The 24,980-nt window shown below is 36.2% G+C and carries 21 protein-coding genes; 9 read left to right on the top strand and 12 right to left on the bottom strand.

What is annotated here, in order from left to right:
• Nucleotides 1-8: 8 nt before the first annotated feature.
• Nucleotides 9-2,762 carry a SusC/RagA family TonB-linked outer membrane protein gene (locus IW15_RS04800; RefSeq protein ID WP_185097415.1) on the bottom strand — a complete coding sequence of 918 codons (2,754 nt, stop codon included), beginning with the start codon at nt 2,760-2,762 and terminating at the stop codon, nt 9-11.
• 337 nt (nt 2,763-3,099) lie between these two features.
• Here IW15_RS04800 and metG point away from each other — a divergent pair, with 337 nt between their 5' ends.
• Nucleotides 3,100-5,136 (top strand): methionine--tRNA ligase, encoded by a 2,037-nt coding sequence (gene metG / locus IW15_RS04795; RefSeq protein ID WP_034709637.1) that lies wholly within the window; start codon nt 3,100-3,102, stop codon nt 5,134-5,136.
• A gap of 34 nt (nt 5,137-5,170) precedes the next feature.
• Nucleotides 5,171-5,854 (top strand): hypothetical protein, encoded by a 684-nt coding sequence (locus IW15_RS04790; protein ID WP_131368499.1) that lies wholly within the window; start codon nt 5,171-5,173, stop codon nt 5,852-5,854.
• Between the two features lie 129 nt (nt 5,855-5,983).
• Here IW15_RS04790 and IW15_RS04785 read toward each other — a convergent pair whose 3' ends face one another.
• The 5 genes from IW15_RS04785 to IW15_RS04765 form a co-directional block, all read right to left on the bottom strand.
• Nucleotides 5,984-6,688: a class I SAM-dependent methyltransferase gene (locus IW15_RS04785; protein WP_034709633.1), complete on the bottom strand. Its 705-nt coding sequence runs from the start codon at nt 6,686-6,688 to the stop codon at nt 5,984-5,986.
• Nucleotides 6,689-6,967: 279 nt separating this feature from the next.
• Complete coding sequence (locus tag IW15_RS04780; RefSeq protein WP_034709632.1) at nt 6,968-8,560, bottom strand: efflux MFS transporter permease; 1,593 nt, start codon at nt 8,558-8,560, stop codon at nt 6,968-6,970.
• Nucleotides 8,561-8,705: 145 nt separating this feature from the next.
• Nucleotides 8,706-9,824 (bottom strand): HlyD family secretion protein, encoded by a 1,119-nt coding sequence (locus tag IW15_RS04775; protein WP_034709631.1) that lies wholly within the window; start codon nt 9,822-9,824, stop codon nt 8,706-8,708.
• A gap of 23 nt (nt 9,825-9,847) precedes the next feature.
• The gene (locus tag IW15_RS04770) at nt 9,848-11,158 is read right to left on the bottom strand and encodes a TolC family protein (RefSeq protein WP_034709630.1); all 1,311 of its coding nucleotides are present in this window, start codon (nt 11,156-11,158) and stop codon (nt 9,848-9,850) included.
• Between the two features lie 89 nt (nt 11,159-11,247).
• Nucleotides 11,248-12,093: a helix-turn-helix domain-containing protein gene (locus IW15_RS04765; RefSeq protein ID WP_034709629.1), complete on the bottom strand. Its 846-nt coding sequence runs from the start codon at nt 12,091-12,093 to the stop codon at nt 11,248-11,250.
• 71 nt (nt 12,094-12,164) lie between these two features.
• On the opposite strand from IW15_RS04765, the gene IW15_RS04760 reads away from it, so the two are divergent.
• On the top strand, nt 12,165-12,638 hold the full coding sequence (locus tag IW15_RS04760; protein WP_034709628.1) for an Mpo1 family 2-hydroxy fatty acid dioxygenase: 474 nt from the start codon (nt 12,165-12,167) through the stop codon (nt 12,636-12,638).
• On the opposite strand, the gene IW15_RS04755 is transcribed toward IW15_RS04760, so the two are convergent.
• Nucleotides 12,635-13,702 carry a DUF2891 domain-containing protein gene (locus IW15_RS04755; protein WP_034709627.1) on the bottom strand — a complete coding sequence of 356 codons (1,068 nt, stop codon included), beginning with the start codon at nt 13,700-13,702 and terminating at the stop codon, nt 12,635-12,637. The genes IW15_RS04760 and IW15_RS04755 overlap by 4 nt on opposite strands.
• Before the next feature lie 155 nt (nt 13,703-13,857).
• Between IW15_RS04755 and IW15_RS04750 the strand changes: the two genes are divergently transcribed.
• Nucleotides 13,858-14,748, top strand: coding sequence for a DUF4349 domain-containing protein (locus tag IW15_RS04750; RefSeq protein WP_034709626.1), 891 nt, complete (start codon nt 13,858-13,860; stop codon nt 14,746-14,748).
• 48 nt (nt 14,749-14,796) lie between these two features.
• Here IW15_RS04750 and IW15_RS04745 read toward each other — a convergent pair whose 3' ends face one another.
• The 4 genes from IW15_RS04745 to dnaA all read right to left on the bottom strand — a co-directional run bounded on the left by IW15_RS04745 (nt 14,797) and on the right by dnaA (nt 18,003).
• Nucleotides 14,797-15,174, bottom strand: coding sequence for a hypothetical protein (locus tag IW15_RS04745; RefSeq protein ID WP_034709625.1), 378 nt, complete (start codon nt 15,172-15,174; stop codon nt 14,797-14,799).
• 68 nt (nt 15,175-15,242) lie between these two features.
• Nucleotides 15,243-15,941 carry an SAM-dependent methyltransferase gene (locus tag IW15_RS04740; protein ID WP_034709624.1) on the bottom strand — a complete coding sequence of 233 codons (699 nt, stop codon included), beginning with the start codon at nt 15,939-15,941 and terminating at the stop codon, nt 15,243-15,245.
• Between the two features lie 32 nt (nt 15,942-15,973).
• A complete protein-coding gene (locus IW15_RS04735) occupies nt 15,974-16,447 on the bottom strand; it encodes a low molecular weight protein-tyrosine-phosphatase (RefSeq protein WP_034709623.1) in 474 nt (157 codons plus the stop codon).
• A gap of 101 nt (nt 16,448-16,548) precedes the next feature.
• Nucleotides 16,549-18,003 carry a chromosomal replication initiator protein DnaA gene (gene dnaA, locus IW15_RS04730; RefSeq protein ID WP_034709622.1) on the bottom strand — a complete coding sequence of 485 codons (1,455 nt, stop codon included), beginning with the start codon at nt 18,001-18,003 and terminating at the stop codon, nt 16,549-16,551.
• Nucleotides 18,004-18,137: 134 nt separating this feature from the next.
• Here dnaA and IW15_RS04725 point away from each other — a divergent pair, with 134 nt between their 5' ends.
• The 5 genes from IW15_RS04725 to IW15_RS04705 all read left to right on the top strand — a co-directional run bounded on the left by IW15_RS04725 (nt 18,138) and on the right by IW15_RS04705 (nt 23,608).
• Nucleotides 18,138-18,551 (top strand): acyl-CoA thioesterase, encoded by a 414-nt coding sequence (locus IW15_RS04725; protein WP_034709621.1) that lies wholly within the window; start codon nt 18,138-18,140, stop codon nt 18,549-18,551.
• A 99-nt stretch (nt 18,552-18,650) separates the two neighbouring features.
• Nucleotides 18,651-19,499: a prephenate dehydratase gene (gene pheA, locus IW15_RS04720; RefSeq protein ID WP_034709874.1), complete on the top strand. Its 849-nt coding sequence runs from the start codon at nt 18,651-18,653 to the stop codon at nt 19,497-19,499.
• 522 nt (nt 19,500-20,021) lie between these two features.
• Entirely contained in the window at nt 20,022-20,726 is a 705-nt protein-coding gene (locus IW15_RS04715; RefSeq protein ID WP_034709620.1) for a hypothetical protein, read from the top strand.
• Nucleotides 20,727-20,836: 110 nt separating this feature from the next.
• Nucleotides 20,837-23,065, top strand: a complete 2,229-nt coding sequence (locus IW15_RS04710; RefSeq protein ID WP_034709619.1) for a DUF2339 domain-containing protein — start codon at nt 20,837-20,839, stop codon at nt 23,063-23,065.
• A gap of 111 nt (nt 23,066-23,176) precedes the next feature.
• On the top strand, nt 23,177-23,608 hold the full coding sequence (locus tag IW15_RS04705) for a hypothetical protein (protein WP_034709618.1): 432 nt from the start codon (nt 23,177-23,179) through the stop codon (nt 23,606-23,608).
• 55 nt (nt 23,609-23,663) lie between these two features.
• Here IW15_RS04705 and IW15_RS04700 read toward each other — a convergent pair whose 3' ends face one another.
• On the bottom strand, nt 23,664-24,941 hold the full coding sequence (locus IW15_RS04700; protein ID WP_034709617.1) for a replication-associated recombination protein A: 1,278 nt from the start codon (nt 24,939-24,941) through the stop codon (nt 23,664-23,666).
• Nucleotides 24,942-24,980 lie beyond the last annotated feature (39 nt).

The following is a 24,980-nucleotide window of genomic DNA, read 5'->3' as shown; positions in this document are numbered from 1 at the left end:
CTTATTAATTAAAATTGAAAATTAAAGCCTAAAGAATAAACTCTTGGCATTTGATAATAACCATTATCTATTCCTCCAAAAACTTCAGGGTCAACACCACTATATTTTGTAATAACAAAAACATTTTGAGCCATTCCATATACCCTTAGATTGCTTCCTTTATAGAAAATATCCCTAAAATTATAGCCAACGTTCACATTATCCAGTCTCAGGAATGATGCGTTTTCTACATATATATCTGAAAAGTATTGTGGAACCGAGAATTGGTAAACAGGTGCTGTTGAATATACGTTCTGTAAATATTCATTGGTAGATGCGGACTGTAATGAGCTATTGGATGCAGCATTGTTATATACATAATTTCCTAATACTGCTCTTGCACTCAATCCAAAGGTCCAGTCTTTATATGAAACTTTAGTAGAGAATCCTAAGATGGCATCAGGTGTGGTAGATTTATAATAATATTTATCTAATGTATTGATCTGTCCATCTCCATTTCTGTCAACATATACTCCGTTCATTGGTTTTCCATTACCGTCATATGCCTGCTGATACACCCAAAATGCGTTAGGTGCATATCCTACGGCATGGGCCTGAATCGTATTTCCAGATCCGCCATCAATTCCTCCCACAGGAATATTGAAAGTAGGATCTGCTCTATCTAAAAGATTGGTTATTTCCGGTTTGTAGTGGGTAGCATTAAAATTAAGTTCCCAAGTTGTATTTTGGTTTTTAATAGGGACTATATTAATACTTCCTTCTATACCTTTATTTTTCATATTCCCTACATTAAGTAAATTCTGGTTACTTAAATCTCCTGCTGCAATGGGGGAAAGAACCAGTAATTTCTCTGTATCTTTCTGAAATAAATCTATAGAACCATATATTCTATTGTTAAGAAACCCATAATCTAACCCTAAATTCTTACTGGTTGTAGTCTCCCAAGTAAGGTTAGGATTATATATATTAGCTCTGAACATATAGTAATATTGGTTTCCAAATTGATAATATGCTCCTTCATTACTCGGATTATAAGCTGCATACGCCGGATAATTAAATGGTTTGTTTCCATCCAAAGCCGGTAATTCCTGCTGTCCGGTTTTTCCCCAACCCGCTCTCAGTTTCAATGTGCTTATTGAAGATATATTTTTAATAAAACTTTCTTCATTTAATTTCCAGGCTACAGATACTCCCGGGAAATTACCCCAAAGATTATCTTTTGTTCCGTTATAAAAGCGGGAAGATCCGTCTCTTCTTAAAGATCCTGAAATAATATACTTATTGGCAACAGTGAATATGGCACGCCCATAGAAAGATATCAAGGTATTTTGGCTCTCAAAATCATTATTAATTTTAGTCGGAGCATTGCCTTTATAATTGATAGATCCTGGAATAATCGTACGGAAATCCTGGTAAGAATATCCCGCTGTAAGATCCACGCCTGTATTGATTGCAGAAATATTTTTTACATAGTTAAAATAAGTTTCCAATAACTTATTCTTTTTTTCCATGCTATAGATTGTTGAGCTTCCTGCATCATTTATACCGGGTCTATACATCGAGCTTACTTTTTTCTGCCCATCACTTTTTGTATAATCATACCCCGCATTTACGTTGAAATGAAGATCGGGAAGAAAATGAAATTTATAATCTAACTGGATGTTTCCCAATCCACGTAAAACAGATGAAACATCATGAATCCCATTGATCATCCCTAGTGGGTTAGAAGTGGCATTCACATTAAATCCGTTTGGAGATCCAGAATCCAGCCATTCATAATATCCTCCAAAATTAGAATTGCCCGAATACACAGGTTGTGTCGGATCAAAATAAGTAGCCGATTTTATTACTCCTCCATCAACAAATCTGTTGTCTGTAAAAGTACCTTTTGCATTTACGTTCAAGGATAAATGATTGTCAAAAAACTTAGGACTTAGATTCAGACCTACTGATGTTCTTTTAAAAGAGTTTGTTTGTACAATACCATTCTGCTCATTATATCCAATGGATAAGCGGTACGGTAATCCTTTAACCCCTCCTGTAAAAGCTAAATTATTATCTGTTCCCCAGGCTGCCTGATAAATCTTATCCTGCCAATTGGTGTTTGCATTCCCTAATTTCGCTTTATATGCAGGAGAAGCATAAGTATTGACAAAATTCCTGAATTCATCAGCATTTAAAACATCAACATTTCCCATTTTTGTAGAAACGGAGGCCACTGTTGAAAAATTAACTTTGAATTTGCCCGTACTCCCCTTTTTTGTTGTAATAAGGATCACCCCATTAGTTGCACGGTTACCATAGATGGCTGTGGCAGAGGCATCTTTCAGAATATCAAATGTTTCGATATCATTAGGATTTATAAGAGACAAAGGATCAGATGCCCCGTTTACCCCTACAAAATCCTGTGGTACACCATCAATTACAATCAATGGAGAGTTATTTCCATTTAACGATGCAGTACCCCTGATTCGGATAGCTGTACCCGATCCCGGCGCTCCATTGTTATTAGTGATTTGCACTCCGGGTGTTTTCCCCTGAATCAGCTGCCCGGCAGAAGTTGCTCCTCCGTTAAAGTCTTTTGCGGATACAGAAGTGATAGAGCCCGTAAGGTCGGCCTTCTTCTGCTTACCATATCCAATCAATACAACTTCATCAATTTTTTTCTCTTTTGTGGTAGAGTCTTGTATCTGCGCATGCATAATTGAGCTTGCCAATAAAAAAGCAGGCGCAATCTTTAATACCATTATAGAATTTTTCAAAATATAGTTTTTAAATAAGTTCGTTTTTTTCCAGTGTTTTTGGCAGGAAGCCAGTGATGCAATTTAAAAAAAAAATATAATTATCATAATTTTAATGAAAAATTATGATAATTTATGTACATTAAACGACATTAATACACTAAAACATTGTTTCACATATGATTACATTAAAATATGCAATGCATAGTATATACTTAGTTTTAACAATAAGTTAAACATTTGTTTAACTACAATTCACATTTAAAGTCGTAAAAGAAACTTATTGCTCATTATCGCTGCAGAGAAGAGGCAAATTCGGGAGATTATGCGTATCTTTGCAGACAAAATTTTACTATAAATGTCAAACAGAAAGATGATTACGGCAGCTTTGCCTTATGCAAACGGACCGGTTCATATAGGACATTTGGCAGGTGTATATATTCCTGCGGATGTCTACGCAAGATTTCAAAGAAGATTAGGAAAAGACGTAGCTTTTATCTGTGGTTCTGACGAACATGGAATTCCCATTACCATCAGAGCAAAAAAAGAGGGAGTTACGCCTCAGGATATCGTTGACAAATACCATGAAATCATTAAAAAATCTTTTTCTGATTTAGGAATTTCATTTGATGAATATTCGAGAACGACTTCTAAAAAGCATCATGAAACCAGCCAGGATTTCTTTAAAGTTCTTTATGAAAAAGGGAAATTCACGGAAGAGGTTTCTGAGCAGTATTTTGATGAGCAGGCTAATGAATTTTTAGCAGACCGATATATTGTAGGAACGTGCCCTAACTGCGGTAACGAAAACGCGTACGGAGATCAGTGTGAGAAATGCGGTTCTACCCTTTCGCCTTCTGAGCTTATCAATCCAAAATCGATGTTGAGCGGAAATGTTCCGATCCTTAAAGAAACAAAAAACTGGTACCTTCCTTTAAATGAATATGAAGACTTCCTGAATGAATGGATCATTGAAGGTCATAAAGACGACTGGAAACCGAACGTTTACGGACAGGTAAAATCATGGCTTACCGACGGTTTAAAACCACGTGCAATGACCAGAGATCTTAACTGGGGAGTTCCTGTTCCACTTCCGAATGCAGAAGGAAAAGTATTGTATGTATGGTTTGATGCTCCTATCGGCTATATTTCTTTTACCCAGGAATGGGCAGCGAAAAACGGAAAAGACTGGAAAGACTACTGGCAGAGTGAAAACAGTGATTTAGTGCATTTTATCGGAAAGGATAATATTGTATTCCACTGTATTATTTTCCCTGCGATGATGAAGGCTCACGGAGATTATATCATGCCTAAAAATGTTCCTGCATTTGAGTTTTTGAATCTGGAAAATGATAAAATTTCTACGTCAAGAAACTGGGCCGTATGGGCTCATGAATATGTTCAGGATTTCCCTGGGCAGCAGGATGTATTAAGATATTCTCTTCTTTCTTCAGCACCTGAAACCAAGGATAATAACTTTACCTGGAAGGATTTCCAGACGAAAAACAATTCTGAACTGGTTGGAATTTTTGGTAATTTCATTAATCGTGTTGCGGTTTTAATGCACAAATACTATGATGGAGTTATTCCACAGGGAGATATCAATAGTCCGGAATTAAAAGAAATCAATAAAACTGCAAAAGAGATCTCAGGATTTCTGGAAAATTATGAATTCAGAAATTCATTAACAGCTTTGATGAATCTTGCCCGTTTTGGAAATCAATATCTTCAGGCGGAAGAGCCTTGGAAAACCATTAAGGACAATCCGGAAAAAGCAGCTCAGTCATTGTTTGTTGCGGCTCAGATTGCTGTAGCTTTGGCTCAGTTATGTGAACCTTTTATGCCTTTCAGTTCTGAAAAGCTTTTAAATATGTTTAATGTTTCAGCTGTGAAATGGGATGATGTTGAGACTCAATCAGTATTAATCGAAAGCGGTCATACCATCAATGAAGCTTCTCTTCTATTCTCAAAAATCGAAGACAATGTTATTGAGGCTCAAATCCAAAAATTAGAAGATACAAAACAAAATAATAAAAAAACAAATCCTAACGCAAACCCTATGAAAGAGGAAATCACTTTTGATGATTTTACGAAAATCGACCTGAGAACAGCAACCATCATTGAAGCTGAAAAAGTAGAAAAAGCAGATAAACTTTTAAAACTGACTGTTGATACAGGTGTTGACGTAAGAACAGTGGTTTCAGGAATTGCTGAGAGCTTCACTCCGGAAGAAGTAATCGGAAAACAGGTAATGATTTTACTGAACCTTGCTCCGAGAAAAATTCGCGGGATTGAATCTCAGGGAATGTTATTATTAACGACAAAAGAAGATGGTAAATTATCTTTTGTTACGCCGGATGACAGCGATGTAAAAAACGGTATTGAAATCGGATAAATTCTAATTAAAACTATATAAAATGGGCATTTTTATGCCCATTTTTTTATTAATTATGGTTAACAGAAATGTCTTAAAGAAACTTTCCGGTTTTGAATTAGAAAAATATGTAATAGAAGGTAACCGCTTTACTCCCGAGGCAGTTCAGATGGCTTTTGAAGTTCTTGAGGAAAGAGGACGAACTTTTACAGACGAAGAAAAAATCAGTATTCAAAATATCATTCAAAACAAAAGGGAATCTGAAATAGCAAAAAAGAACGAAGAAATTGAAGACTGGAAAGACCATATTACTACAGATTCATCTGCCGTCAGATTATATTCAAGAGCATTGCTTTTGAGCTCAAGTATATTTCTGGGAACTTTTTATGGTGCTTTTTTGTTAAGTCTAAATTTTATAAAACTAAAAAAATACGCTTCAGCAGTATTTACTATGGTGTTCGGAATCATCTACATTCCTTTTCAATATTATACTTACAAATTTTTAATGGAAAATGGTTTTTCAAGCTCTTCGAGATATAGTCCCGAAATTCTTCCTTTAATTTTAGGTCCATTACTTTTAATTATAATCTGGGTTCTAATGATGCCTAAAAGACTTGTCTATAGAGCGCAGTCATTCATTTTCCCAGTAATTCTTGGAATTGCCATGCTGATTTTGATTTTCATCAACTATTATGAATTGTTTTCAAGTTATTTTTTACTAAGATTGGCTAAATTATAATATAAATTTCTAATGTTGAAAAAGTATAACCTTCAATATTTTAGATAAAGAAAGACGCATAAAATTTATGCGTCTTTTTTATTTTTATTCTAAAGATTACTCCGACTTTTCCGAAATGATACAGAATATTTATTTTTTCGTCAGTTTTGCCAGATAAGCATCTTCGTCCTGCACTACTTTTTCAATCGTGAATCCATTGTTTTCTGCAGCCTTTTGTAAGGTGGTAAAATCAAGATACAGCCATTTTATAGGATCTTCAGATTCTTCTTTATAGTGCACAACATAGTCCAGTTCACCATAATAACCTCCAGCCGGAATATATACTCCCCCATCTTCATCACGGTCAAACATATATAAGATATCTGTACCGTCAATAAGAATCTGACCGTTTTCGTTCAGTAAAGTATATAATTTCTGAAGGTACGTATCAATTTTTGAAAGGCTTTGAAAAATCCCGGTACCGTTCATTAATAATAAAACAGTATCAAAAGTTTCTCCTGAAAAATCCAGCATATTTTCACAAACCGCTTTTTTGATTCCTCTCAACTTACAGATCTCAATAGATTTAGGGGAAATATCCAATGCCAACACATCAAGGTTTCTTTCATTTTGAAGATACAGGGAATGCGAACCCGCTCCGGCTCCTATATCCAGAACTTTTCCTTCTGCTGATTCCAGGGCTTTCTGCTCGACTTCATTCATTTCTTCAAAATCCCTGAAAAGATATTCTACCGGAAGCTCATCAAGTTCAGAAATTGAAGTTTCGGTCTGCAGATCTTCAGGATTTTCATTGTGGTAATAGTCCCAAATCGCCTTACCCATTAAGTCTTTCATAGCTTTCTTTTAAAGTTCCAAAGATACGGCTTTTTACATTTAATAATCTGCACTGTCTTTTCAACATGAATCTATTTCCAAATCCATATTACCTGACCGACCAATACAATTCAAGTATTATTTAGAAAAGATTTTATAACGAGCATTAGTCATCCTTGTCGGGAATTGTTGAAAATACAGTACAAACAAAACTTAAAAATTAGCCTCAGCACCCCTAAAAACGTAAAACCCCAGCCTTACAAAAGGTCCAGGGTTTTACTAGTGAAAAACAAGGTATCTTTATATCGCAGGTCCTGCTGCGTCTTTTATATCTTCCAATAATCTTTTTCTTTCTCTAAGCCTCCTTCTGGCAATTACAGATTTTCCACTCAGCACTCTTATAAATTTTAAATACCGGAAACGTTCTTTTCCGAAGTGATGAGTGAGTATGTACACCAATACTCCAAATCCCACCAGAATGATGTACCCGAATATTTTTTTACCGGAGGCGATGACTGCATTCAGCTGGATGGATTTCATATTGGCAGCGATATTTTGAGGATTCACCATCATCCCGTCAATATATACTGCAAGATCTCCTACTGCTACGATCTGAAAACGGTATTGGAACCATGAATACAGCGTAGAGAAAAATCCGACCGCCAAAAAAGTACGCCATACAAGTACAAGTCCGATTGCTGCCAGCATTTCATCCATTTCCAATTTATCTAATGTATAGAACCAAACTGAAATGAATAAGGAGCACGTTCCATATCCCTTCAGGAACATGGGCAGATACCAGTTTTCATAATTAAACTCCAATACCATGGAAAAGTACATAATGATTGTATAACCCATCATTGCTGAGAATCCTGAAAAAATATACATTTTCAGCGGAATCTCTTTTTTAAACCAAAATATAGCAATCACTCCCGCCAAAATAATCCCCGGAATCATCAGAACACTCAATCTGGCATTGGTCAGCTGGTCATATCCCAGTACGCCGACAGCAAATGTATTTTGAATAGAAGTAGTTCCCAGGAACATTCCCAGCCAGAACAGCATAAACAATCCATGCTGAACATTATTCCTTTTAAATATGGCAAAGGACAGATAAGGTCTTTTCAACGTCATCTGTCGGATAGCCAGCAATGCAAAACTCACAAAAGAAGCTATACTTGCATTCATAATATTTTTGGAATTCCACCAGTCCTGCTGTTTTCCAAAAGAAAAAACATAAGCAGCAAATATAAAAGTGGAAACAAAAAGCAGAATACTGAGCCAGTCAATATAATGCAGCGGAACTTTTAAGGCAAAATATTTATCATGCATAAAAATCCAGTGAATGAGTGCAAGAATAAAGCATAAAATGGAAACAATGAGATAAAAATGCTGCCAGTTATACCGAATGGAAACATCCGCAGCATAATACGCCGCCACTTGATTCATCACTAAAACAAAGGTATAAAATGCTCCGTAAAACATACCCCGGTGCCCGATCATAGCCATTAACGGCAGGAATAATTCAATCGTCACCATCATTTTTAAAAATCCGATAACAAGTGATGTAAAAATAAAGATCATGGGCTGCTGGCTGGTAGCATTCACATAACTAAGTAATCCCAGTATTACAAGAAGCAGTATCATTTTGTCTCTGACTTTAAATCTCATTTTCATTCTGAGTACGACAGGCATACAAGCTCCCATCCCAATTGTGGTAGCATAATTTGCCCACATAAAATATTCTGTCATGGAGCCGGTACCACTTGCCACATAGCTGATATTCCCGGTATACACTCCACCCAACGGCATCACTACCGTAAGTAGCAATACAATCAGCAGCAGCTGTATGGGTTTTGGTACCCAATCATGATATAATCCTTTGTTGTACATTTTTTTGTTTTTTTTTGATATCAGATGTCAGACGCTAGATGTTAGACCTTACTTGTCAACGTATAAATTTCAGTAGTAAGAATATCATCTTATTCAAATAAAAATCTGAATGTCTGATGTCTGAAATCTAGCATCTTGGTTCTTATCAATCAATATTCACATTCATATTCATTCCCGCACTTAGCTTGGCTACATCTTCTTTTTTATTGGAAGACGTAAACTCTATCCTTACAGGAATACGTTGCTGTACTTTAATAAAGTTTCCGGTAGAATTATCTGTAGGAACGCTGGAATATCTTGAACCCGTAGCTGCAGAAACAGCCGTCACAATTCCTTCAAATTTCTGTCCGCCTAATGCATCCGCAGTCATCATTATCTTTTCACCGATTTTTACGTTAGGCATCTGGCTTTCGAGGAAGTTAGCGGTTACCCATTTCTGTCCATTCAGCACAATCGTAGCAACTTGTTGTCCGGGTTGAATTAACTGACCTTCAGAGATGGTTCTTCGACCCATAATTCCGTTATAAGGTGCGGTAATTACGGTATAAGACAGGTTAATTTTTGCCATATCCAACGCTGATCTTGTTCTCTTGATTTCAGCGTCATTAATCCCCAGTTTACTTTTAACCTCAGTAGTAGAAAGGTTGGCCGATTGCTTCTGATTCACCAATGTTTCATAGGCGGCCTTTTGAGCATCATATTCAGTTTTTATCTGATCATACTGCTGTCTGGTTACCGCTTCAGAAGCTAACAGGTTTTTGTATCGGTTTAAATTCTGTTCTGCATTCCATAACCTAGCTTTAGCACCCGCAATATTAGATTCCATCACACTTACATTATTGGAAACGGTATTAACGGATGAACTTGTTGCCGATCTTTGTGCCAATGCATTTTGATAAGCCGCTTCAGCCTGCCCTAATTGGGTTAAAAGCTCGCGGTCATCCAATACAACTAACGTATCTCCTTTCTTTACCTGCTGGTGCTCAATGAATCTGATTTCTTTGATATACGCTGAAACCCTGGTATTGATGGGATTTATAAACTCCTCCACCTGAGCTGCTTCTGTATAGGTTTTGTCTCCGATATGAAAATATTCGCGGATAAGCCAGAAGAGTCCGAATCCTATCACCAGAAAAACGATGATGTTGGAAATGATTGCTCTGATCTTATTCTTTTTATTTTGTTTATGTTTTGCAGATGCTCCGGATTGTACAGGTGCTGGAGCAGCTTGTGTATGTTGAGTATTTTGTTCCTTGTTTTCCATTATCTTGATTTTCAGTTTTACAATTAAAGAGTCCCTGTAGATTTCAGTACATTATAATATTGGTATAACACATTGATTTCTGCATTGGCAAAATCCAGTTCCGACTGCAGCTTCTGATTCTGCGCATCGATCATTTCAGCCTGTACGGCTAACTGATTCAAATATTTAGCTTCCGTAATCTTATAATTTTCTTCGGCTAATTTTTTCGCATCATCCAAAATTTCTGCCTGCTGTATTGATTCCTGGTATTTCACATAGGCTGCATTCACGGCCATATCTACATTCTGCTGTACCAAAGTCATCGCATCATCCGCCTGGGTCTTCTGCAATTCTCCAAGTTTTACCCTTTCTTTCGTTTTATACAGGTTGTCGATATTATAACTTAAAGAAACGCCGGCCTGCCATCCTCCGGAATACATATCCAACACAGGATTTCTTGTCGTGATCGGTCGTTGCATTGTATATCCTCCAAATCCTGCTACCGTAGGCATCTTATCGGTTTTAATGATTTCGATATTCTTATCGGCTACATCGATATTTTTCTTTGCAGATTTCAGTTGAGGATTAGTTTCATGGGCTAGATTGATGTAATAATCCATTCCGATACCCGTTTCTTTATTCGTTAAGCTTTCAATAGGAATAATTTCAGTATCTGTAGGCAGGCCTAAAGCAATACTCAGGTTGTAATTAAGTATTTTCTTATTGTTGGCTAAAGTTAAAATCCCCTGATCGAGATTTTTAATCGCCAGTTCTCCACGGATCACCTCATTTCGGGTCACCATCCCCTGCTGATAGAATTTCTGTATATTTTTCAGACGTTCCTGAGCCAGTTTTTTATTATTCTGGAAAACAGATTCCTGATTTAAAATCTTATAGACATCCAGATAATTGGAAATCACTAAAAATTTAACATCCTGCTGGTTTCTTTCTAAATCCAGTTCAGCCAGCTGCTCGCGGAGTCCGGCCAATTCAATAGACTTATTCACCAATCCTCCTTTAAAGATAAGTTGAGTGGCCTGTACGGCATATGAACTTCCGTAATGAGGCATCGGAATCGTTGTTGAATTGGAAAAATCACTGTCTATTGCAACTACATTTCCCAAATAAAACTGACTTGTAGAAGCCATAATGGTGGGTAATTTTTGAAGTTTTGCGACTCCTGTCTGCTGTTTGGCAATATCTATATTCTGAGCGGTTATTTTCAGCTGCTGATGATTTTGAACAGCAAGTTCTGCCACTTCTTTTGCGGTCAGCTGTTTAATTTCTTGTGAAAAAAACAGCGCAGGGAATAGTGCTATCACTAGTGATAGTGCTGTTTTTACATTCTTTGTCATTTTACCTTGTTTTACGAGGACAAAGTTACAGAGGAAACAGTGGCAAGGAAATGTTTGATACTTGGAAAAAGATGTTCAAATGTAGGATTTTAACTTTCGAACTGATGACGGTACTGAACAGGACTAAGTGCCAAATGCTTCTTAAAAAAGTGAGAAAATGAATATTGATCACTGAATCCAAGAATGGATGAAATCTCTGAAACAGGCTTTTTCGAAGAGTTAAGCAACACCTTAGCTTCATTCATTACAATAACGGCTATAATCTGACTTGCCGACTTGCCGGTAATGGTTTTAACCACAGAAGAAAGATGTCTGGTTGTAATCGACTGCCGTTGGGCATAAAACTCTACAGTTCGTTCTGAAAGATGATATTCTGCAAGATCGGTTAAAAACAGGAAAACAATCTCTTCCTGCCTGGACATCTGGCTCATTGAATTATTATCTTCATTAGAAATAATCCCGGCCATCTGGTAAATAAAAACAGAAAATAAGCTTTCGACAATTTCCTGTTTATAGATCATTTCCGTAGAAGAATCTAAAATAAATTTAAGGAAATTGACGCTTTTCCATACAATTTCCATCTCATCTTCCTGAAAAGGAACACCTTTATTCATCTGCTGCCGGAAATATCGGTACGCAATCAATCGGTTAAACTTCAAAGATAAAGCAGAAATAAATTCTCTTTTATAAGATACCATTCTGGACTGGAAATCATCACTTACAGAAACCATTTCGTAGACTGTCTGCGGGTCTGTTACCATAAACATATTGGCGGAAAGTTCAAGGTCGCTGAAATGTTGGCGGAGTTTTATCGTTCCTGTTTTAATAAAAATAAAAGCGGGATTATCGGGCCGGAAAGGCTTATCAGCGGAAATTCTCTCAAAGATATTTTCCTGGGTAAAAATCTCAACTCCATATTTTTCTAAGATAGACATAACGCAAATGTAATCAAAGTCTTCAGTGATTACAAAATTTTATTAAATTAGTCTTTTCCAAAATGGTCATCATGAGAAAAGTCGATTTATTTTTTGCGGAATACAGCGAAAGCCATAGAAATGCAGCTAACAAACTGATTCACTGGATCTGTGTCCCCTTGATTTTCTGGACAATATTAGGTTTTATCTCTCTCATTCCATCACCTCATTTTTGTGCACCGTATTTTGGATGCATCAGTATATTGAGTACAGTGATCATCATTTTGGTGAGTCTTTTTTATCTGAGACTGTCTGTTTTAATCAGTCTTATTATGATTTTCGTGATGGTTCTGATGGAACATTTAACCTATACCGTTAACATACAATTCGGAAAACAATCATGGATCGTCTACCTTTCTGTTTTCGTAATTACATGGATTTTGCAGTTTGTAGGGCACAAAATAGAAGGAAAAAAACCATCTTTTCTTAAAGACATCAAGTTCCTTCTCATTGGCCCTATCTGGCTTTTAAGTTTTATCTTAAAAAAAACAGGAATACGATATTAACCTTCGAGGGCATACACCGCAAAACTGGCCAGCCAGTGATCTCCGCCATAATTCCCCTGAAATAATAATGGAAGCCCGTTCGCTAAAAACACATTAGCCGTTTTCTGGAAATTCTTTTTCAACGGATGGCCGTCAGGAAGTGTTTTCGCAATTCCCTTCATACACCACGCTTTTGTAAATGACAATCCAACTAAATGGATCGTCTGATAATCGCTGAGATCGCTTACTACAGGTATTTTTTCTATGTTCTCTAAACTTCGCTTCTCATAAAAATTATTTAGCCACTGTACGTATTCTTTCTGGGAAATCACTCTACGCATCAGATCTGCAATTTCAAGGCTTGGCGAGAAAAAATCTGAACCGTCAGGCTCCAAATAGGCAGGTGTTTTCTGGTCTTTTAAAAAGAAATATTTTGCTTTTTCTACAAGCATGTTTTCAAACTCTTTATCTTTATTCGCCCGGGCCCAATCTATGGCAAAAGCCATCGCAAAGGCGGTATTGGGATGAACTCCGGTTCTGGTGGGATAAGTCTGCTTGGGAAGATATGTTTTCCAGGATGTTAAAATTCGGTCGGTTAAGGGTTTCAGATTCTGGTGCCAGAGCTTAGCTTTTGGATGGTCCCATGTGGTTAGCTCTTCATCAAGTTTCAGCAGCCACGCCCAGCCGTATGTTCTTTCAAAAGTACCTGTGAGTTCATATTTATTGAAATAATCCGCTTCCGACTGCAGGTTTTCTTTTTGAAAGGACTGATCAAGAATCTTTTCAATCTCTTTGGCTACCGAAAGGTCAGGTTTGGTCTTTAACAGCCGAACCAGCATCCAATGCCCATGCACCGAGCTATGCCAATCGAAACAACCATAAAAGCTTGGATGAAGCGCTTTTGGTGTTAAAGGAACTTCCTTTTCATTGTTAATGATATGGGCTGTTTTATTTGGGTATTCCTGATTGATGCAGTGAAGCGGTTTTTCGGATAATTTGACGGCCATTTCATCGGTCAGTTTCGGAACTTCCTGAGCATAGATTAAAAACGGAGCACATACGATTGCTAAAAGACTCTTTTTCATTTGATAAAAATATAAAATAATTTAAACTCCGACCTCTTTCAACAATTAAAAATGCTTCATTATTATTTTAAAAGTAAAATCCATTAAAAATTATCTATTTAAAAGCAAATCTACATTTTAAGCATAGTTTTTGATAGCATACAGAAAAAATAATCATGAAACGTCTATTGACATTACCTTTATTTTGTCTGATCTCTATGCATTGCAACAAACAACAGCCCCAGTCTGTCAATGCCGATCTTGTCGAGGTTTTACAGGAAGATAAGGCATTTGAAAATACTCCGCCACCACCGCCTCCCCGGGAAAGTCCTGTAAATAAAAGCACGATGGTTTCTTCTTCGCCTGTAACAGGTCAACAGGAACCACAACCCAGTGTGGAACCAATTTCTAAAAAGATCATTAAAAACGGAGAAATCAGCATCCAGGTGGGTGATGTCAAAAAAGCACAGCAACAGTTGGGGGATATTCTCAAAAAAAACAAAGCATACATACAAAAAGAAGAATACCAGAATACAGATACTGCTGAAAAAATAAGCCTGGTTATCCGGGTCCCGCATCAGGAATTTGATGGGCTTGTCAATTCTTTTTCAGACGGAATAGGATCTGTTACCTCAAAAAATATTTCTACTAATGACGTGACCGAAGAATATACCGATGTTTCCATACGGCTGGCTAATAAAAAGATTTATCTTGAAAAGTACCGCAACATGTTAAAAACTGCGGCCACCACAAAAGATATTCTGGAAATTCAGGAAAATATCCGTGAACTTGAAGATGAGATAGACACTTCTGAGGGGAGGCTTAGATTCATTGATGATCGGGTGGATTTCAGTACGTTACATTTAGACCTGTATAAAGAGAAAGTACGAAGTTCTGCAACTTCAAAGATTGGCTTTGGAAGCCGTTTTGCAGATTCTTTAACGGAAGGTTGGAATACTTTTGTAGGCTTCTCTCTCGGTCTTATAGCGCTTTGGCCGTTTTTATTGATCATTCCTCTTATTATATTTCTATGGAAAAAATGGAGGTCCAGAAGAAAGAATAAATAAAAAATCCGGCTATAATCAATAGCCGGATTTTTATGTATTGAATTAGAATTAAGCGTTGAAGTGTAATTTCACAGCTTCTAACACCTGTTCTTCAGACATTTGCTGAGAAGAGTCTAATGTAATTTTCAGATTTTTGTACTGTGCTGTATCTAAAAGATGGTTTTTCAATTCTTCCTGAGCAACGCCAGGGCCGGTCACAAATAATTCAACACTATTGGTAATGGCTTTTTCAATTTCCTTGAAATACTTCTCCTTGTGGGCATTCTCTGAATTGTGGAACGCATATTCGCTTGAATTCCCGCCAGTATTTTCTGATTGTATCGTATCAAAAATTTCAAACTCTGAAACATTCTGGCCGTCATTGTTTTTAACAATAACTGCTTTTTTTTGATCTAACCAAAGACCTGCTAATTTTTTTTCTGACATTATTCAATTTTTTAGTATTAGCTAAAGCGCAAGAATAATGCTAAAGATACGTTAAGGGTGTGTTAAACTTATTTTCCCAACACAAATACAGCAGGGATTTTATGAAGTTCTGGCTTGTGTTTCTGCCATTCTTTGATGGTTCTGGTTTTAATGAATTCATGCTCCGGATCGTTGATATTAGCTGCAATACAGAGTTTTGTATTAGGTGATAAAAACTTGCACAGATCTTCAAAAAGCGGATTATTTCTATAGGGAGTTTCCATGAAAATCTGAGTATATCCAGTCTTTTCAACCAAGCTTTCCAAATGAAGCATCTGTCTTTTTTTCTCTCCTTTTTCTATGGGAAGATATCCGTTAAAACTAAATTCCTGGCCGTTGAAACCACTGGAAATCAACGCTAAAATAATCGACGAAGGCCCTGAAATAGGGATTACTCTGATATTTTTTTCATGACACCATTTAACGATCAGATTTCCCGGATCTGCAATACAGGGAAGTCCGGCTTCTGAAAGCAACCCAAAATCCTGACCTTTACGCATCAGTTCCTGAGCTTCTTTAATATCAGCATTTTCCGTGTATTTATCCAGTAAAAACAGTTTTAAATCTGCTTGTTTTTTCTCAGGTGCAAAAAATTTAATAACCTTGCGAGCTGTTTTTTCATTTTCTACAAAAAAATAATCCGTCTGCATGATATATTCTTTCATGACCGGTGAAAAATGGCTGATAGAAGTATTTTCTGATAAATAAGCTGGAAGTAGGAAAAGCATTGTATAAGGTATAAATGGTGAATAAAATTAAGTTATTTTGAGTTTTTAATGGCTGAAAATTCAGTCATCAACTGTTGTGCAATTGTGTTACATCTGTTTTCCAGTAATTGGAAAACATGTTCAAAGTCCTTCATATCTCCCCAGTACGGATCGGGAACTTCTGTATCTGAATTGTTTCCATCGGCTTCTAAAAACAAAGAAATCTTTTGTTTCTGTTCATGAGGAGCTTTCGACATCACATCCTGATAGACTTTACGGTCCATACAATAGATGAGATCAAAATTTTCAAAATCTGAATTCGTGATCGGTCTTGATTGCTGCATTGAGATGTCTATTCCGTGGTTGGCGGCAGTTTTAACAGCCCTTTTATCGGGATGTTCTCCTTCATGCATAGAAATAGTACCGGCAGAATCTACAAAAAATTCACCGGAAAGTTTGGTTTTCATAATTCCTTCTGCTAAAGGGCTTCTGCAAATATTTCCCAAGCAGACCATCAATATTTTCATATTTTCAAATTATAACTGGAACTAAAATTTTAAACAAATCTAAATAAAAAATGAAGAATATCCCTATTCTCCATTTTCTTTATTGTCAGTAAATTATGATCTTACTTTTTGATTCTTTCGGAAAGATCTTTAACGTATTTTTTTACTTCTTTATCTATTTTAGACACATCTTTAATGGTATCACAAGCATACATTACCGTAGAGTGGTCTTTTCCGCCCATTTCCTCCCCTATTTTAGTGAAGGTGGCATTGGTGAGCTCTTTAGAGAAATACATCGCCAATTGTCTCGGCAGAGCGATTTCTCTTTTTCTTGTTTTGGATAAAAGCTGTTCTTTTTTGATTCCAAAATAGTCGCACACCACTTCCTGAATGTAAGGAATATTGATGATCTTCTTTTGGTTGGCAGCAATTTTACTGATGGTATCTTTTAATAGCTCAAGACTTAATTCTGTTTTGTATACCGTAGAATACGCAATTACAGAATTGATAACCCCGATAAGCTCCCTTACATTGGTTTTCGTTTCTGAAGCAAGGAAATCCAGCATATCATCAGTAAGGACGATTCCGTCTCTGCTTAATTTATCTACAATAATTTTTCTACGGGTCTGTAAATCCGGAGATTTAATTTCTGCTGAAAGTCCCCATTTGAAACGGGAAACAATTCTGTCCTGGATATCCATGATATCCGCCGGAGCTTTATCTGAAGTAAGGATAATCTGCTTTCCATTCTGATGCAGGTGATCAAAAATATGGAAGAAGCTATCCTGGGTAGCGGATTTTCCGGATAAGAACTGAATATCGTCAATGATCAATACATCGACCATCTGATAAAAATTAGCAAATTCTGTCTGCTTATGGGCCTTTGCAGAAGAAATAAACTGCTGAATGAATTTTTCAGAAGAAAGATAAAGAACTACTTTATCTGGAAACTGGCTTTTCACTTCTAAACCGACAGCCTGTCCCAGGTGGGTTTTTCCAACACCGTATCCTCCATATAAGAATAATGGGTTGAAAGCCGTTGCACCCGGTCTTTTAGCAATGGATCTAGCTACTGTAGCTGCAAACTTGTTGCTTTCCCCTTCTACATAGTTATCGAAAGAAAAATCAGACTTCAGGTTAGAGTCGATATTTACTTTCTTAATTCCCGGAACAACAAAAGGGTTGACGATATTTGATGAAAATCCCTGAGGCATTGTTTCCTGGGTTCTTGGAGTAGGGACGCTTTTCCCTTTCATATTCATAGTAACGGGTTTCTCTAAACCATTAGGTCTGTTTTCCATTACAGAATACCATAATTTAACTCCTTTTCCTATATTTTTCTTAAGGGCAGCAGAAAGAAGAGATAAATAATTATCTTCGATATATTCCTTGTAAAAATCACTCGGAACCATTAACGTAAGGTTATTATCAGCCAGGGAAATAGGCTGAACTTTATCAAACAGTAAATCGAAAGATTTTTCAAGCTTCTTTAAATCAGAATTGTCTTCAGCCGCGTTCAAATTGTCTCGCATGAACTGAAGGCACTTCCGCCATATCATCATTAAATTTTCATCCATATTTATGCCCCGATTGTTCTTAGTTAGTCCGTTTTTTAGAAGGAAGACAAAGGTCCACTTTTTTCTTTTTAAAAAAAAATATTGCGGGTATTGATTATTTAAAAATATATTTGTATGTATAATTTGAGACGAAAATGATACACACAAAACACTCATTACGAGTACGTTACGGAGAGACAGATCCCATGAAATATGTTTACTACGGTAATTACGCCGAGTACTTCGAAATTGGAAGAGTAGAGCTATTCCGAACCATAGGAATGTCATACGATGAGATTGAAAACCAAGGAATTTGGCTCCCTGTCTCAGAGTATAAAATTAAGTATTTGCGGCCGGCTTTATATGATCAAAAATTAGAAATCCATACCTACCTGAAAAAAATTCCGGGAGTAAAAATTGAATTTGAGTATGAAATTTACAATGAAGAGCATACTAAAATTACCGAAGCTTCCACTACCCTTTTCTTTTTGGATTCCAACACCAATAAAATTATCAAATGTCCCGATTTCCTGATCCGGCTGATTGAAAAAAACTGGAAAGAGGAATAATCTGTTATAATAATTAGGGTTTAGCCTATTTAATGATGATATTTGAAGTGAATAAAACAAAATGAGAAAAAAATAACTTTTTGAATTGATATGAAAAAGATGAAGATTGCATTTTTAGGTCCGCATGCCAGTTTTACCCAGCTGGCGACCACCCAGCTCTTCCCGAATGAAGAACTTTTACCGCAGGCCAATATTCTGGACTGCTTCAATGCTGTAGAAAATGGAGACGTCGACAAGGCAGTCGTTCCCCTGGAAAATTCTATTGAGGGAACGGTTTCTATGACCCTGGATTATTTATACAAAACCCCGGCGATTAAAATCGAAGCTGAAGCCGTAATGCCTATTGCCCACCACCTGATGATCCATCCTGAGAATACTATTGAGGATATTGAAATCATTTACTCACATCCTCAGGCGCTGGCGCAGAGCTTCCATTTCCTAGATACCCATTATAAACACTATAAAAGAAAGGATTTTTCGTCCACAGCAGCAGCAGCAAAATATGTTTCTGAAAACAAGGATATGAAGATTGCAGCGGTGGCTAATCAGTTTGCTGCCAATTTATACGGTTTACAGATTATCAACCGTAATATTCAGGATTTTGAACAAAATCACACAAGATTTATTGTGATTTCTAAGCAGAATACTCAGTACCAGAACAGCAGCCTTCAGATAATAGGCGAAAAATCAGGCTTACTGATTACTCTTCCTGAAGACCATCCGGGAGGATTACATCAGGTTTTATCTGTTTTTGCATGGAGGAAAATGAATCTCAGTAAAATTGAGTCCCGAACCTTAAAAACAGGACTTGGAAATTATTTTTTCTTTATGAATGTAAATGGAAAATGGGAGGACGTTCTGCATGGAAATGCTTTACAAGAACTTGAATCAATCAATGCAAATGTTGACTTCCTGGGAAATTATAAAGAATTCCTGTTGGAAAGTTAAAAACATTTACATTATTACACACAGCACTGCTTATCGTAAGCAGTGTTTTTTTTATGATCAGAATTGAAGTCAAAGGTTAATAAGATCATTGATCTCCGTTATATCCTGAAAAAAAACAAGAATCTGTCTTAAATTCCAGTTTTTTCTGCTAATAACAGCAAATCATTTTCATCTATTTTTAAAAAAAAATGAGAAATAATTAACTGTCCTGTTTTTCATCACTTATGTCAGTCGATTAAGTCATACTGCTAGATTGGCAGATATTACATATGACAAAACTGCTGCCTAAAAATTAAATTAATTCAATTTAAAGAGACATAATTAGTTAATAATTTTAACACAAAACCTAAATAATCATTTAAAAAACCTCGACCAACAAAGGAAACAAAGGATATTATCAATTATAATATAAACATATGTTTAATAAATTCACATAAAAAACACTATACAATTAAATTATATCAACACATAAGGCATGATTATTGCATTATGAAAAATTGAAAACTAATTAAAAATTTACACATGAAAACTAAGATTTACAGCTTACTAATGGCTGTTTCAGCAATCCCGGTTTTTTCACAAGTTGGGATTAATACCTCTACGCCAAGTGCGACTCTTGACGTTAACGGAACAGTGAAAGTTCGTAATATTCCTGCAACAACAGCATTGCCAGGATATCAAATTTTGGCGCTTAACGAAGGAAGTGCTCAAATATCTCAGGTAGACCCTCAGGTCCTGCTAAATACAAACACCAATACTTCAGTGTATGCTGCAAAAAAAACAGCAGGAATAAGTTTACTGAGTTTGGGATTATTTCCTGCAGGATTTAGGGCAGTTAACTTTCTGGCAGCAGAAAGAACATTGGGTGACACTGCTTTGTTTTCTGACACGGACAACTCCTATACCATCCCTTCTTCCGGAGTATATCAAATAGGATTTAGTTTCCGTTATGGTACAGGTCTTCAGGCGGCAATATTAGCCAACTCACCTGGTATTGGAATTGTCAGAACAAGAGCGGGAGTAGCTACCACTATCGATAACCGCCCTTTCAGTGGTGCGAATCTAATTCTTCTGAGTCTTACTATTTCTGAAGGCAGTATCAATTCATTGTACACCTTGCAGGCCGGAGATAAAATCTCATTAGGTCTTACCGGATCTTCATTACTTGATGCTGGATTATTAGGATCCAGTGTAAGTTCTTTTTACATTTACAAGGTATCTAATTAGAAAGACATTCAAATTTAATTACTCTACACAATTAATCCATCTCAGCTTCTGTGATGGATTAATTTTAACCTCTTCGCAAAGATTTATCTATATTTGGCAAAAACTATAGAATGAATGAACCTCTTCTTATTATATTAATTATAGCTGTTGTATTCATTTTCGGCCGGTTGAACAGTAAAATTAAAAGACTGGAAAATGAAGTTTCGCAGCTCAATAAGAGAATCAACTCTTCTTTAGATCAACCTAAAATAATACAAAATCAAAATCAGCAAGCGGATCATACGTCCATTGCAGAACAGAATAACACCTTAAAAACCAGTATACCCAAAGAGACACCTGTTACCAATGACAGTCCGGTATTACCTCAGGAAAAAGACTGGATTGCTCCTGTCATGGATTTTTTAAAACAAAACGCACTCACCGTTATCGGAATTTTCACGTTGGTTCTGGGAATAGGGTATTTTGTAAAATATGCCATTGATAATAACTGGATCGGTGAAACTGCAAGAGCCGGAATAGGTCTTTGCACGGGAGTTGGTATTCTGTTAACTGGATATTTTCTAAGAAAAAATTACAGTGTTTTTTCTTCTATCATCACGGGTGGAGGGATTGCTGTTTTATATTTTACTACTACCATTGCGTTCAGGGAATATCATTTATTCACTCAAAATACAGCTTTTGCAGTCATTACTTTCATCACAATCATCTCAATTCTTCTCCCCTATTATTATAAGAGTGAAATATTAATTATCTTCTCATTAATAGGTGGATTTTCTGCTCCTTTGATGATCAGTACAGGACAAAGTAATTATCATTTTCTTTTTACTTACCTTACTTTACTGAATATTGGAATGCTGGTTGTCGTATTCCTGAAACATTGGAGAAGCATCGGATGGGTCTCATTTTTATTCACTACTTTATATATTTTGTATTGGACTTACAATCAATCTCAGCTTCTCAGTATTGTATTTTACAGCATCAATTATATTATTTTTTATGTTTTTGCATTACAGGAATATCTCAGGAAAAAGACCATGTCTCCTTCCGACATATTGATGTTGGTATTGATTAACTTCTCCAGTATCATTGGAATGGTTTATATTTTCAACAAGCTCAATTATGAATCGTCAGCTATTTTCCCGATTATTTTTGCTTTAGTAAATGGAGCTCTTCTTTTCAGGGAGCATGCACAGAAAAATATCGGTATTGCTTATTCTGTTTTTGCCGGAATTACAATCAGCCTTGTTACGATTGCTGCTGCTTTGCTGTTTAAAGTCCATTTGATTACCAGTGTATGGGCTGTAGAAGCTACTCTATTGCTATTTATATGGAAAAAAACGAATCTTAAAATTTTTAAAACATGCTTTAGCGTTCTGTTTCCTTTAGTCATCATAGCGCAGATCATGACCTGGTTACAATACATTAATGCCAATCAATTATCGGTTGTCTTCAATCCGATATTTTTAACAAGTTTAGTAACTGTCATTTCGATGGTTGTGAATCTGTTTTTATTAAAAAAAATACATGAAACCCAGAAGCAGGGCTTTTTTCCTGAAACTATTTTTTCTACGATAAGCTATGCCGTGATCTATACTGCAATGCTGCTGGAGATCATTTACCACATTTCCGGAATGCAGGGATCCGTGATTATAAGCATTGGTGTCCTATTCAGCATTTATTATATTTTTATCTTACTGTTGTTAAAAGAGCAATTATCTCTTAACAGCAGCTTTCAAAACGGGCTGATTTATCTTTTACTTTTGCTGGTGGCAGTGCATGTGTCTTTTTCGGCATCAGAGATTTCAACATCTATTTTATCGCATAGAATTCCATTTAGTTTTTACTGGATACACTTACTATACTGGATGCCATTTCTGTATCTGTATGCTGTAACTCCCCGTTACTCTGATTTTTATACGGCAAAAACATCATACTGGATCATTTCTTTTGTTTTTGTGCTTTCGGTAAGCTCTACTTTCTATCACCTTTATATGTTAACTATGGCGAATGATATTCCTTCTTCCTATAAAGCAAGCCGGCATTTTAATATTCTGTATCTCCCGATCTTGTGGACGGTTATTGCAACCGTTTTTATTTACATCGGCTTACAAAAGAAAAATCCGGAGTATAATAAAATAGGTTTTGCACTTATCGGTATTATGGCAGTAAAGCTGTATGCTTATGATGTATGGCAAATGGACAATATTTCAAGGATCATTGCATTTATCATTCTGGGAGTTATCCTGCTGCTGAGTTCATTTATGTTTCAGCGGCTTAAAAATATCATTACAAATCTGGTTGATAAAAAAGAAATACAAGATGAAAACATGCAATCCTAACATCAACAAAAGCATATATTTAGATAATATGTAAATTATAATAAAAATTTATTCAGATTTTATAAAAATTAACTATATTTATCACGTTTTTAATAGTTATATATTCTGATTATGAAAAAAATTCTCTATTCTTTTTTCCTGTTATCTTTTGCCGCTTTATCCGCACAAAAGAATCCTTCCATAAAGTTTGCAGTAGCCAATGACGTTGTCGGGACTGTAGATATGTTCAATGCCAGAAAGAGCATCGTTCAGAGTTCAAATGTTTATAAAACCCAGGCTGCTCTGCCCCAGAATCTAAAAAAGTACAGTTACATTGCCGATCAGGGAATTACTGAGTTTAAAATCAAAAACGGATTTCAGGGTTTAGATAAAATAGCCTTGTCACAGCTAAACGAACAGTATAATATCGCACAGGACACTCCTGTCTTCATCGAAGGATATGAGTTTACCAACACCAAAACAATGGTATATGGAGATATTCTCATTAAAACTGAAGTTAAAGATTACAACGGTAAAAAATCTTTATTTATTACGACTAAATAGTTTTTCTATAGCATATTTATAACAAAGGATACTCTTTCGGGTATCCTTTATTGTATTAATATTTGTTCGTCCATTTTTTCTTAAGCTCTTCATAGATTTTCTTTTCAGTAGCATTATTTCCGGGTTCGTATATCTTTACGTCCCTGATTTCCTGAGGCAGAAAATCCTGCTCTACAAAATTTCCATCGTAGGAATGGGCATATTTATATTCTTTTCCGTAGTCCAGATCCTTCATCAGTTTCGTAGGTGCATTTCTGAGATGCAGAGGAACCGGAAGGTTTCCGGTTTGTTTTACAAGTGCCAGTGCATCATTGATGGCCATATAGGCGGAATTACTTTTAGGAGAAACTGCAAGATAGACTGCCGTTTCACTTAAAATAATTCTCGACTCGGGATTTCCAATGACATTCACCGCCTGAAAACAGTTATTGGCGATTACTAAAGCATTCGGATTAGCCAATCCTATATCTTCAGCAGCTAAAATAAGCATTCGCCTTGCAATGAATTTAATATCCTCGCCACCGGCAATCATCCTGGCCAGCCAGTAGACCGCGCCATTAGGATCACCGCCACGCATTGACTTGATGAACGCTGAAATAATATCATAATGCTGCTCGCCATTTTTATCATAGAGCGCCATCGTCTCCTGAAGAACTGAAAGCACATCTGCATTGATAATTTCATTTGTATCAGAGTTTTTATACTGATTAAGCACAAGCTCCACAGAATTGATCAGTTTTCTGGCATCTCCTCCTGAATATTGTATAAAAGCTTCTTTTTCAAGGATTTTAAAATCCGTGCCTTCATCTTTATTGTATCTTTCGGAAGCTGTATCAATCAGTTCTTCAAGTTTTTCATAACTCAACGCTTTCAGAATATACACCTGACTTCTTGAAAGCAAAGCGGAAACCACTTCAAAACTCGGATTTTCTGTGGTAGCTCCAATCAGGACAATCCATCCTTTTTCAACAGCATGAAGAAGTGAATCCTGCTGTGATTTATTAAATCGGTGAATTTCATCAATAAATAAAATAGGTGATTTTCCCGAAAACAGATTTTGATTCTTCGCATCTTCAATAATATCACGTACATCTTTTACTCCTGAAGAAACCGCTGAAAGTTTATAAAAATTCCTCCCCGATTTTTCAGAAACAATTTCTGCAAGCGTTGTCTTCCCGGTTCCCGGAGGTCCCCAGAAAATCAATGAATTCAGCGTATTGTTCTCTATCATTTTTCTTATCGTACCTTTTTCACCGGTAAGGTGCTCCTGCCCGAGAACTTCTTCTAACGTTTTCGGTCTTAATTTTTCAGCTAGTGGGATATTTTGATTCAAGATAATTTTAAATTTTTGAATGAATGTTTCAAAGTCTGA

It is taken from the genome of Chryseobacterium soli (assembly GCF_000737705.1).
Lineage (GTDB): Bacteria > Bacteroidota > Bacteroidia > Flavobacteriales > Weeksellaceae > Chryseobacterium > Chryseobacterium soli.
Note: the sequence above shows the minus strand (reverse complement) of the source record. Positions and strands in the feature narration are given on the sequence as shown.

Excerpts from the sequence above, each read along its gene's own strand:
- IW15_RS04790 (WP_131368499.1), top strand. The coding sequence starts at position 5,171 with ATGCCCATTTTTTTATTAATTATGGTTAACAGAAATGTCTTAAAGAAA.
- IW15_RS04765 (WP_034709629.1), bottom strand. The coding sequence starts at position 12,093 with ATGTCTATCTTAGAAAAATATGGAGTTGAGATTTTTACCCAGGAAAAT.
- IW15_RS04760 (WP_034709628.1), top strand. The coding sequence starts at position 12,165 with ATGAGAAAAGTCGATTTATTTTTTGCGGAATACAGCGAAAGCCATAGA.
- IW15_RS04735 (WP_034709623.1), bottom strand. The coding sequence starts at position 16,447 with ATGAAAATATTGATGGTCTGCTTGGGAAATATTTGCAGAAGCCCTTTA.
- IW15_RS04775 (WP_034709631.1), bottom strand. The coding sequence starts at position 9,824 with ATGGAAAACAAGGAACAAAATACTCAACATACACAAGCTGCTCCAGCA.
- pheA (WP_034709874.1), top strand. The coding sequence starts at position 18,651 with ATGAAGATTGCATTTTTAGGTCCGCATGCCAGTTTTACCCAGCTGGCG.
- IW15_RS04755 (WP_034709627.1), bottom strand. The coding sequence starts at position 13,702 with ATGAAAAAGAGTCTTTTAGCAATCGTATGTGCTCCGTTTTTAATCTAT.
- IW15_RS04705 (WP_034709618.1), top strand. The coding sequence starts at position 23,177 with ATGAAAAAAATTCTCTATTCTTTTTTCCTGTTATCTTTTGCCGCTTTA.
- IW15_RS04710 (WP_034709619.1), top strand. The coding sequence starts at position 20,837 with ATGAATGAACCTCTTCTTATTATATTAATTATAGCTGTTGTATTCATT.
- IW15_RS04715 (WP_034709620.1), top strand. The coding sequence starts at position 20,022 with ATGAAAACTAAGATTTACAGCTTACTAATGGCTGTTTCAGCAATCCCG.
- IW15_RS04780 (WP_034709632.1), bottom strand. The coding sequence starts at position 8,560 with ATGTACAACAAAGGATTATATCATGATTGGGTACCAAAACCCATACAG.
- metG (WP_034709637.1), top strand. The coding sequence starts at position 3,100 with ATGTCAAACAGAAAGATGATTACGGCAGCTTTGCCTTATGCAAACGGA.
- IW15_RS04740 (WP_034709624.1), bottom strand. The coding sequence starts at position 15,941 with ATGCTTTTCCTACTTCCAGCTTATTTATCAGAAAATACTTCTATCAGC.
- IW15_RS04785 (WP_034709633.1), bottom strand. The coding sequence starts at position 6,688 with ATGAAAGACTTAATGGGTAAGGCGATTTGGGACTATTACCACAATGAA.
- IW15_RS04770 (WP_034709630.1), bottom strand. The coding sequence starts at position 11,158 with ATGACAAAGAATGTAAAAACAGCACTATCACTAGTGATAGCACTATTC.
- dnaA (WP_034709622.1), bottom strand. The coding sequence starts at position 18,003 with ATGGATGAAAATTTAATGATGATATGGCGGAAGTGCCTTCAGTTCATG.
- IW15_RS04745 (WP_034709625.1), bottom strand. The coding sequence starts at position 15,174 with ATGTCAGAAAAAAAATTAGCAGGTCTTTGGTTAGATCAAAAAAAAGCA.
- IW15_RS04750 (WP_034709626.1), top strand. The coding sequence starts at position 13,858 with ATGAAACGTCTATTGACATTACCTTTATTTTGTCTGATCTCTATGCAT.
- IW15_RS04725 (WP_034709621.1), top strand. The coding sequence starts at position 18,138 with ATGATACACACAAAACACTCATTACGAGTACGTTACGGAGAGACAGAT.